General features: G+C 69.1%; 9 protein-coding genes and 3 pseudogenes. 7 read left to right on the forward strand and 5 right to left on the reverse strand.

Annotated features, from left to right (window positions below; genetic code table 11):
* A pseudogene (locus tag G5C65_RS39505) lies at positions 1-226 on the forward strand (IS110 family transposase); the annotation flags it as partial.
* A gap of 953 nt (positions 227-1179) precedes the next feature.
* Positions 1180-1752, forward strand: a complete 573-nt coding sequence (locus tag G5C65_RS23865; protein ID WP_165300980.1) for an HD domain-containing protein — start codon at positions 1180-1182, stop codon at positions 1750-1752.
* A gap of 131 nt (positions 1753-1883) precedes the next feature.
* On the opposite strand, the gene G5C65_RS23870 is transcribed toward G5C65_RS23865, so the two are convergent.
* Together G5C65_RS23870 and G5C65_RS23875 are read right to left on the reverse strand one after the other, a co-directional pair.
* Positions 1884-2435, reverse strand: coding sequence for a GNAT family N-acetyltransferase (locus G5C65_RS23870; protein WP_165300971.1), 552 nt, complete (start codon positions 2433-2435; stop codon positions 1884-1886).
* A 57-nt stretch (positions 2436-2492) separates the two neighbouring features.
* Positions 2493-2744, reverse strand: coding sequence for a hypothetical protein (locus G5C65_RS23875; RefSeq protein ID WP_165300972.1), 252 nt, complete (start codon positions 2742-2744; stop codon positions 2493-2495).
* 281 nt (positions 2745-3025) lie between these two features.
* On the opposite strand from G5C65_RS23875, the pseudogene G5C65_RS23880 reads away from it, so the two are divergent.
* The 3 genes and pseudogenes from G5C65_RS23880 to G5C65_RS39510 all read left to right on the forward strand — a co-directional run.
* Positions 3026-3532: pseudogene (locus G5C65_RS23880) on the forward strand (GntR family transcriptional regulator); the annotation flags it as partial.
* 63 nt (positions 3533-3595) lie between these two features.
* On the forward strand, positions 3596-3904 hold the full coding sequence (locus tag G5C65_RS23885) for a transposase (RefSeq protein WP_165300973.1): 309 nt from the start codon (positions 3596-3598) through the stop codon (positions 3902-3904).
* A 2-nt stretch (positions 3905-3906) separates the two neighbouring features.
* A pseudogene (locus G5C65_RS39510) lies at positions 3907-4731 on the forward strand (IS3 family transposase); the annotation flags it as partial.
* Between the two features lie 289 nt (positions 4732-5020).
* Here G5C65_RS39510 and G5C65_RS39515 read toward each other — a convergent pair.
* From G5C65_RS39515 to G5C65_RS23905, 3 genes are all read right to left on the reverse strand, one after another.
* The gene (locus tag G5C65_RS39515) at positions 5021-5599 is read right to left on the reverse strand and encodes a TetR/AcrR family transcriptional regulator (protein WP_165300975.1); all 579 of its coding nucleotides are present in this window, start codon (positions 5597-5599) and stop codon (positions 5021-5023) included.
* A gap of 154 nt (positions 5600-5753) precedes the next feature.
* Positions 5754-7145 (reverse strand): amidase, encoded by a 1392-nt coding sequence (locus tag G5C65_RS23900; protein WP_165300976.1) that lies wholly within the window; start codon positions 7143-7145, stop codon positions 5754-5756.
* Positions 7132-7341, reverse strand: coding sequence for a hypothetical protein (locus tag G5C65_RS23905; protein ID WP_165300977.1), 210 nt, complete (start codon positions 7339-7341; stop codon positions 7132-7134). The genes G5C65_RS23900 and G5C65_RS23905 overlap by 14 nt, the downstream gene beginning before the upstream one ends.
* Positions 7342-7493: 152 nt before the next feature.
* Here G5C65_RS23905 and G5C65_RS23910 point away from each other — a divergent pair, with 152 nt between their 5' ends.
* Positions 7494-8744, forward strand: coding sequence for an MFS transporter (locus G5C65_RS23910; RefSeq protein ID WP_241266003.1), 1251 nt, complete (start codon positions 7494-7496; stop codon positions 8742-8744).
* A gap of 50 nt (positions 8745-8794) precedes the next feature.
* The coding region (locus G5C65_RS23915; RefSeq protein WP_165300979.1) for an MBL fold metallo-hydrolase at positions 8795-9496 on the forward strand (702 nt) is incomplete at its 3' end.

A 9496-nucleotide genomic window follows, 5' to 3' on the forward strand; every position in this document is an offset into this window, starting at 1 on the left:
CTCGGGAACCTCCCCCCCCGGCGAAGGACCACCCCGCGGCGGCAACAAGCAGCTCAAACGGGCCCTGTTCCTGGCCTCGTTCGCCTCGCTGAGTACCCCGGAATCCAGGGTCTATTACGACAAGAAACGCGCCGAACACAAACGCCACAACGCCGCCCTCACCTGCCTCACCCACCGCCGCGTCAACGTCCTGCACGCCATGCTCAAGCACCGCACCCCCTACCAACCCCGGCACGAACACACCGCCGAACAGAGAGAAAAGGCCCCCAGGCGGCGGTGGTCCGGGGACCGGAGGGGGCGAGGATGCCGTTGATGACGGCTCCGGTCTCCGGCTGCATTCCACATCGAGCCGTCGGCACACGGCCCGGAGCTGTTCGATTGCCTGGTACACCCCCTTGCGGTTGGAGGCGGCCTCCTCGATGGGCATCCAGCCCTGGTAGAGGACGTCGGCGGTGTCGTCGACGGCGAGGCCGGCCGTCACGGCTTGCAGCCGGGGCCTGGCGCTGCCGGGTGGCGATCGTGTGGGCGACGTCGATGATGCGGACCAGCATCGTCTGCACGAGCGGGAGTGCCCAGGGCAGCTCTGCTCCGGAGAACCCGGTCGGGGGCCGTCCCCGCACCAGCGCGAGCGCGGCCTCCAGGTCGGGCAGCCCGGCGGGCGCGCCGCGGGCCAGGCCCCGCTTGGCCAGAAGTACGATCTCAAGCCTGCGGACCTCCTCTTTCCGGGGGAGAGGGGCGGCATGCTGGCGGGCTCGGTGTTCCGGCGCGTCTGGGCGAAGGCCATCTACGCATGTGTGCTGGGGCGGTCCCGAGTCCACCGATTCTGTGGGACGCATGTGGGACGGCACCCGTAGCAGCCCGGTTTTGCCCGGTGTCAGCCGGACCCTCCCGAAGGGAGGGCGGGTCGGAGCGCCCCCGGCAGGACTCGAACCTGCGGCCAGGTGCTTAGAAGAGAGTGATCTCCTTCAGGGCACTCATGCGTGTGACCTGCTGCGGAGCGGCTGGCGGGATTGCCGACCTGGGCAACGTCACCGCATATTCACCGGAGGGTGGTTCCGCTTCGCTATCTGCTGTCGTCCTGCCGAGGGCTGGGAAGAGTGAACCTGGGCGTGGCACGGTTGAGAACGTGGGAGAGAATCATGGGGCGAACTTCCGCACCTCCGCTCGGTGGGAGAGCTGATGTTGACGAGCTGGGCCCACTCACTGTCCGAGTCAATGTTGTCCAAGCCGCTCCCGCGTCGCTGGTCGCACTCACTGGGTGTGGCCGGCCGGGCCCGGGAGTTGCGTCCGATCCTGGGGCAGGACGCGGACCTTATGGAGGCCGCGGCGGTACTGCATGACGTCGGCTACTCCCCATCGATCGCGACCACGGGGTTCCATCCGCTCGACGGGGCCCGGTTCCTGCGGGACCAGGAGAATGCCGACGAACGCGTCGTCCGACTCGTAGCACACCACTCCTTTGCGCTTCTGGAAGCAGAGGAACGCGGGCTCCGTGAGGAGCTGGAGGCTGAGTTCGAGCAGGAGCGTCCCGACCTCGTCGACGCTCTCGTGATGTGCGATATGACCACGACGCCAGCTGGCGGGCACACAACGACGCCGGAGCGGGTCGACGAGATCGTGGGCCGGTACGGCTCAGACACCGTGGTCGGGCGCTTCATCCAGCGAGCTGCACCCGAGATCCACGCAGCCGCGTATCGGGTCCGTCGGCGATTGGACGCTGCGCAGTCCATACAGAGTTGTAAGGACGGGTGAATTGCGAGGTCACCAGGACCAGATGAGGAGGCCCGCCGACTGCCCACCCGCCGGATCGATTCGGAAGCAATCATTGCATTCATGACTGAGGGGCGCCTCCGGCAGAGGCGCCCCCTAGGACCCTCGCGTGACTACTGCTTGATGTTGGCCCACTCTGGCTGAAGGAGCGAGTACAGAACGCTGTCGCGCCACGCTCCATTCGTGAATACGTGATCGCGTAGGGTGCCTTCTTTCGTGAATCCCAACTTCTCCACAACCCGTTGGGAAGCCGTGTTGTCAGGGCCGATAGCAGCACTGATGCGGTGGAGTCCGAGTTTCCGAAATCCGAGGTCCACCATGGTTCGAGCGGTGTCTGTCGCGTACCCCTTGCCCCAATCGTCATAGGCAATAGCGTAACCAAGCTTTCCAGCCTCGATGCCACTCAGACCGATTCGGCAGAAGCCGATAACGCGGTCACTGGGGGGCGCAACAACCGCGAGTGAGTAGTCAGTGCGTGGCTCTTCTGCCGCCATTGCCGTAATTCGCTCGACCATGGCTCGTGTTTCTTCCTTGCCGCGGCTGTCGTGCGAGAGCCATCGGGTTACGCGGTCGTCGCCAACGACACGCCTCACGTCTTCAACATCGCTCTGCGCAAACTCCCGAATAGCGATAAGGTCCCCGACGGTGCGGATCGTACTGGGCATGAATCCCCCTGAAGCTGTGCGAGCTGGCCGGCACCGCCGAAATGAGCCCCGCTCGCCCTACCGGACCTCGTACAACCGCGCCGCCTCCACAACAGCGCCATCGGTCCCGTCCGAGACATCCCAGTGTCCGAGCAACACGCGCCTCGCAGGGTCGTCGTGGTCTAGTACGTCGTCAACATGGAAGAACCGCCCGTCGATGCGCACGGCATCTCCGTGCTTCAGCTTCCTGCCGAGCTTCTTGCCCACCTGGCGATTGATCTTGAGGTGAAACGGCTCAGCCCACTTCCGCCCCTTCGCGTCTCGCTTCACTCTTCGTCTTCTTCCTGCTGCTCGTCCTCGTCGGGCTTGGAGACGACCTCGTTGTCGTAGAGGTTGTACCCGTTGATCTCGTCTGGTCCGCGCACTGCACCCTCCTCAGCCGGGATCACTTCGAGAGTCAAGACAGAGCGCCAGAACGTCAAGGCGTCTGTGAGGTTCACATGACCTGCATGAATCGAGAGGAGCTCTATTTACCAGCCCTGCATCAGGTGCCGTTCCCCTCCCGCTACGCTGGCACATACCAGTCGATGAACCGGGGGGGCTCTCCGAACATGGGACCGCAGTCCATGGAGGCGTACCACACGATCCGGCAGTGGATCGACTCCGGAGAGCTGAAGCCCGGGGAGAAGATCCCCAGTGAACGCAAGCTGGAGGAGATGCTGCCCGTGCGCCGTACAGCGCTGCGGCAGGTTCTCGCACGCCTCGTGTCAGAGGGGCTGCTGGAGGTCTTCGGTCGCAGCTCATACCGCGTCGCTGGTGGTGTCAGTGTCGAACGTCCGACCGGGGTGGAGCCGTGGAAGATCCATGGTGAGCGGAGCCTGTACGAGAACCGCTGGGTGAACCTCAACCTCGTGGACGTAGGCCCTCCAGGCGTCGAGCGGTTCGAACATCACGTCGTTCGGCTCCACCACGTCGCTATCGCGGCTGTAGTCGATGACCAGGATCGCGCGCTCATGCTGTGGCGCTACCGCTTCGTGCCGGAGACGTTCGGCTGAGAACTTCCCGGCGGCATCGTTGACCCGGATGAAGACCCGATGGAGACCGCGGCTCGCGAAGTCTGAGCTTGCTCCGGTTTGACGGACATTCGAGATCAGGGGCGTCGCCCCGGAAGGATGTCCACCATGGAGAGCATGGGGAAGAAGAAGCCACGTCCTCGTCGCTCGTTCACGCCGGAGTTCAAGGCCGGGATCGTTGAGCTGTGCCAGCGGGGCGACCGCTCGATCGGTCAGATCGCCAAGGACTTCGACCTGACGGAGACCGCGGTGCGGCCGTGGTTCCACCAGGCCGAGACCGACGCGGGACAGCGGCCCGGGCTGACCAGCGACGAGAAGGAGGAACTCACTCGCCTGCGCCGGGAGAACCAGCGTCTTCGCGAAGACGTCGAGGTCCTCAAGCGAGCCACCGCTTTCTTCGCGACGGAGACCCGGTGAACGTGCACCCGTTCATCGAGGCGGAGAAACAGGCAGGCCACAGCGTCAAACGCGCCTGTGAGCTGCTGAAGGTCTCCCGAGCCGCCTTCTACGCCCGCCGTACCGGCACCCCAGGCCCCCGGGCGGTCCGCGACGCGGAGCTGACCGGGAGGATCAGCGAAGTCCGCCAGTCATCCCGCGGCACCTACGGTGCCCCGCGCATCCACGCCGCCCTCCGCGGCGAGGGCACCGCCTGCGGGCGTCGACGCGTCGTCCGGCTGATAAGAGCTGCCGGCCTCACCGGCCGCCACCGCCCGCCCCGGCACCGCACCACGGTCCCCGATCCGGCCGCACTCATCCGGCCCGATCTGGTCGCACGCGACTTCCAGCCGGACCCGACCGCCGCCGACAACCGCTGGTGCGGTGACATCACCTACGTTCCCACCGAGGAGGGCTGGCTCTACCTGGCCACCGTCATCGACATCGCCACCCGCCGCGTCGTGGGCTGGGCCACCGCCGATCACCTGCGCACCAGCCTGGTCGCCGATGCCCTGCGCGCGGCCTGTCATCAGCGCCGCCCACCCGCCCGTGTGATCTTCCACTCCGACCGCGGATGCCAGTACACCAGTCGTGAATTCGCCGCACTCGCCCAAGGGTTCGGCATCCGGCTTTCCGTCGGCCGCACCGGCCAGTGCTGGGACAACGCGCTCGCCGAGTCGTTCTTCGCCACCCTCAAGCGGGAGCTTCCCTGCGACCGGCCCTGGCCCAGCCGGGCCACCGCACGCACCGCGATCTTCGAGTGGATCGAGAGCTGGTACAACCTCAAACGGCTCCACAGCAGCCTCGGGTTGGCCTGCCCGCTCTGCTGCGGCCGGCGGCAGGAACAGATCCGCAAGCTGGAACAGGACCTGGACGGCGAGCTCCTGGTCCGCGGCGGAGTCAAACACCCCATGCAGCTCACCAGCCTCGGCAAGAAGGTCGTGGCCGCCGCGGCGCCGTATACCGACCAGAGCGGTGATCTCCACGGACCACGCCACAAGCCGAAGGCCCTCGCCGCGCCCGAGCCGCGACAGCCCGCGGGCATGAGCAACGGTGAATCTGGGCCATTCCTCCTGCGCGGGCCGCGAGGAATCTGGATCATGGGAGGGGGTGTTCTTCGCCCGCGTCGAGGAGCTCGGTCACGAGCCGACGGGCGTACGCGGCGTCGAGTCCGGCCGGGCGGAAGAGGATGCGGTACATCATGGGGGCGACCACGCGGTCCATCGCCGTCTCGACGCCGGGAGTGTTCTCCTCGCGGCCGATCGCGCGGGCGAGCATGACGTCGACCTGTTCGGCCGCGTAGGCCGAGCACTGACCGGCGTAGCTGCCGTCCGGGTCGCCGAGCAGAGCGTCACGGATGTAGGCGCGGCCGGAGGGGGACGACATCTCGTCGAGGAACTGTTCGGCCCAGGCCGTCAGGTCGGACAGCAGGTCACCGTGGTCCTCCGGCGCAGTGTCGGGCCGCAGGCGCTCCACGGCGACGTCCGACAGCAGCTCCTGAAGGTCGCCCCAGCGGCGGTAGATCGTCGAGGGGGTGACTCCGGCGCGCTGGGCGACCAGCGGGACGGTCACTGCGTCGCGGCCCCGCTCCGACAGGATTTCGCGGACAGCGGTGTGCACCGAAGCCTGGACCCGTGCACTGCGCCCGCCGGGGCGCACCATCGGCTTACGACTCATGGGCTCACCTTAAAGCATAGTTCTTGCGTTTAGAGGAAGCGTGCCGGCTCGACGGCCGTGCCAGAGCCCTCTCGCTGCGGGCATCCGGTCCTGATCCGAACGGAGCCGAACGGCATAGGGGCCGGTCTGGAACCGTCCGGCCCGCACGTCGCTCTCAGGCGGCCGGCGCGAGCGATCGGGCGGGCTGCGTCCGCTCGTAGGCGTGGCCCACCCGCAGCAGCTGCCGCTCGCCGAAGGGTCGCCCGAGCAGCTGCATGCCGATCGGCATGCCTGCCGTGTCGTGGCCCACCGGGACGGACAGGGCGGGCACTCCGGTGATGTTGGCCGGGGAGGACAGACGCACGTAGGCGTCAGAGACGGCCTCGGTCGAGCCGTCGGACCAGGTGACGCTCTCCTGGCCGGTCTTCACCGCGGTCATCGGGACCGCCGGGGCGGCGATCACGTCGACCTTCTCCAGAATGCGGGACCATTCTTCCTGCATGAGCGTCCGGGAGCGCTGGGCACGCAGATAGTCGCCCGCGCCCATCAGCTCACCGGCCTCCAGGAGGATGCGGACGTCCGCCTGGTACAGCTCGGGGACGGTACGCAGCGTGCCCTCGTGGTAGGCGGTGGCCTCCGGCACCATCAGCCCCCACTGGGTGGCCTGGATGTACCGGGTCATCGGGATGTCGATCTCGACGAGATGGGCGCCGAGCGTCTCCAGCTGCGCGATGCCCCGGCGGACGGCGGTCTCCACCTCCGCGTCGACATGGTCGAAGTAGTAATTGCGCGGTACCCCGACGCGCACGCCCGTCAGGTCCGGCTCCCGTTCCGGCCGGTGGTCGACGGCGGGGGTGTCCAGCGAGGCGGGGTCACGCGGGTCGTGCCCGGCGAGGACGGTCAGGACCAGGGCCGCGTCCTTGACGGTGCGGGTGACCGGGCCGACGTGGTCCAGCGACCAGGACAGCGATGTGATGCCGTGGCGCGGCACCAGCCCGTAGGTCGGCTTGCAGCCGACGACCCCGTTCAGCGCGGCGGGAACCCGGATCGACCCGCCGGTGTCGGTGCCGAGGGCGAAGGTCGCCGCCCCGGCCGCCACCGCGACGGCGGACCCGCCGCTGGAGCCTCCCGCGACCCGGCCGCGGTCCCAGGCGTTGGCGGTCTGCGGGGTGGTCAGGCCGTAGGCGAATTCGTGGGTGTGGGTCTTGCCGACCAGGACGGAGCCTGCGGCCCGCAGCCGGGCGGCGACCGTGCTGTCGGCGGCCGCGCGGTGGCCGGCCCGGACCCGGGAACTGGCGCTGGTGGGCGAGCCGGCGACGTCGATCAGGTCCTTGAGCCCGGCCGGGACGCCGTGCAGCGATCCCCGGAACACGCCGCGGGCCGCTTCCTGCTCGGCCTCCCGCGCCGCGCCGCGGGCCTGCTCGGCGGTGACCGCGACGTACGCCTCGACGTGCGGGTCCACCTGGTCGATGCGGTCGAGGACCGAGTCCACCAGCGCGACGGGGGACAGCCGGCGGGCCCGGATCTGCTGCGCGGCGTCGGCGAGGGTCAGCTCATGCGGCTGCATCGTGCTTCTCCTTTCCCGCGCGGTAGGCGCCGGCGGGCGGGGTGTCCCCGAAGTCCAGCTCACGCAGGACCGCGACGACGGAGTGGATGTGGTTGGCGGTGGCGGCGACCGCGGTGTGGCGGTCATCGGGCAGTGGAAGTCCGGCACGGGTGGCCCAGCGGGCGGCCTCGGGCGGCGTGAGTTCAACGGAGGGCACGGGTTTCTCCTGATCAGGGGGCGTGGCAACGAAGCGCCCCACACTAAAAGCCAACGGTTTGCGTTAACCCGACCGTAGGTCCTACGGTCGGGTTAACGCAAATTCATTGCCTTTACGGAAGGGGTCCCATGCCCGGCGTCATGCCCGGCGTCATGTCCGACGCACCCGCGTACGTCGCCCATCGGTCCGCCCGCGCCCCTACGAAGAGGCGCACGGCTTCTTTCGCCCTCGACGTGTCGATACTCGCGGCCCTCCTGGCCGCGTCCAGCGCTCCGACCCCGCTCTACCCGCTCTACCAGGACCGGTGGGGCCTCTCCGCGCTCGCCGTCACCGTGGTCTTCAGCGCGTACGCCCTGGCCCTGTTGCTGGCCCTGCTCACCACCGGAGCGCTCTCCGACCACCTGGGACGACGCCCCGTCCTGGCAGGCGCCCTGCTCATGGCGGCCGCCTCCATGGTCCTCCTGGCCTCAGCGGACGGCGCGGGCTCCCTGACCATCGCCCGGGTCCTGCAAGGAGCGGCCACCGGCGCGGCCACCAGCGCCGCGGGCGCGGCGCTTCTCGACCTGGAAAGCCCCCGGCGCCCGGGCCGGTCCGCCCTGGCCAACAGCGTCACCCCGGTCGCCGGCATGGCCACCGGCGTGCTCGTCTCCACCCTGCTCGTCCGTTTCGCCCCCGCCCCCACCGTCACCGTCTACGTACTGCTGGCGGCGTTGTTCCTTGCCCAGGCGATCGCGGCCACCTTCACCACGGAGACGGCCCACCGCCGCGCGGGAGCGCTGCGGTCGCTGCGCCCGCGGGCCGGCGTCCCGCCCCCGGTCCGCCGCACCCTGCCGGCCGCGGGCGCCGCTGTCGGCACCGTCTGGGCGCTGGGCGGCTTCTACGCCTCCCTCGGCCCGGCCCTCGTACGCCTGGTGGCCCCCGACGCCCCGCAAGCAGCCCGCGGCATGGTCTTCTTCACCCTCAGCGCCACCGCCGCGCTCACCGTATGGGCGCTGCGGAGCAGGCCGCCCCGCGCCACGGCGATCGGCGGCTGCCTGTCCGTCCTGCCCGCCGCGGCCCTGACCCTGAGCGGTCTGCACGGCGCCGGGCTGCCCGCCGTCTACGGCGGCGCGGTGCTGGCTGGCATCGCCTTCGGCGCCGTTTCCCAGGGGGCGCTGCGTATGCTCCTCGCCTCGCTCGACGAGCGGGACCGCGCCGCGACACTGGCCGCCTACTACATCCTCAGCTACCTCTCCATGAGCCTGCCCGCCGTCGCCGCGGGCGCCGCCACCCAGCACTACGGACTGGGGACCACCTCACACGCCTACGCCATCACCGCCGCTCTCCTGGCTCTGGCGGCCCTGGCGACACTCACCGCGTCACGACGCGGGGCGCCCCGCCCCGAAGCCGACCGCTCTCACTGAAGAGAACAACCGACCGCTTCCGCTGAAGAGAACAAAGGAAACGACACACCATGCACACCTCCCCCGGCGCCACTCCCATCCCCTCCTGGGCCGTGGGCGGCGTCACAGTCCACCGCATCGACGAAGTCGCCCTGCCGCCCGCGACCGGACCCTGGCTGCTGCCCGACGCCACCCCTGAGGTGGTGACCGCCCAGGACTGGCTGCACCCCCACTTCGCCGGCCATGACGGGATTCTGCACCTCGACAGCCACAGCTTCGCGTTCGTCGTGAACGGGCTGCGCGTTCTCGTCGACACCGGCATCGGCAACGGCAAGGAGCGGGCCAACCCGGCCTGGCACAACCTGCGGACCGACTTCCTGGAGCGCCTCACCGCCGCCGGTTTCCCCCCGGACTCCGTCGACCTGGTGATCCTCACCCACCTGCACGCCGATCACGTCGGCTGGAACACACGGCAGGTGAACGGCGAATGGGTCCCCACCTTCCCCAACGCCCGCTACCTCACCTCCCGCGCCGAGCGGGAGTTCTGGGCCACGTACGACATGGAGGAGGCACGCGAACAGATGTTTCGCGACTCCGTGATCCCGGTCGAACATGCGGGTCTGCTGAGCACGGTCGACGTCCCGCACAAGGGGGCCGAGATCGCCCCCGGCCTGCGCTTGATCCCAACACCCGGCCACACCCCCGGCCACGTCGCCGTGGAACTGACCAGCCAGGGGGAGACGGCGCTGATCTCCGGCGACTGCGTCCACCAC

Source organism: Streptomyces boncukensis (assembly GCF_011045075.1).
GTDB classification, from domain to species: domain Bacteria; phylum Actinomycetota; class Actinomycetes; order Streptomycetales; family Streptomycetaceae; genus Streptomyces; species Streptomyces boncukensis.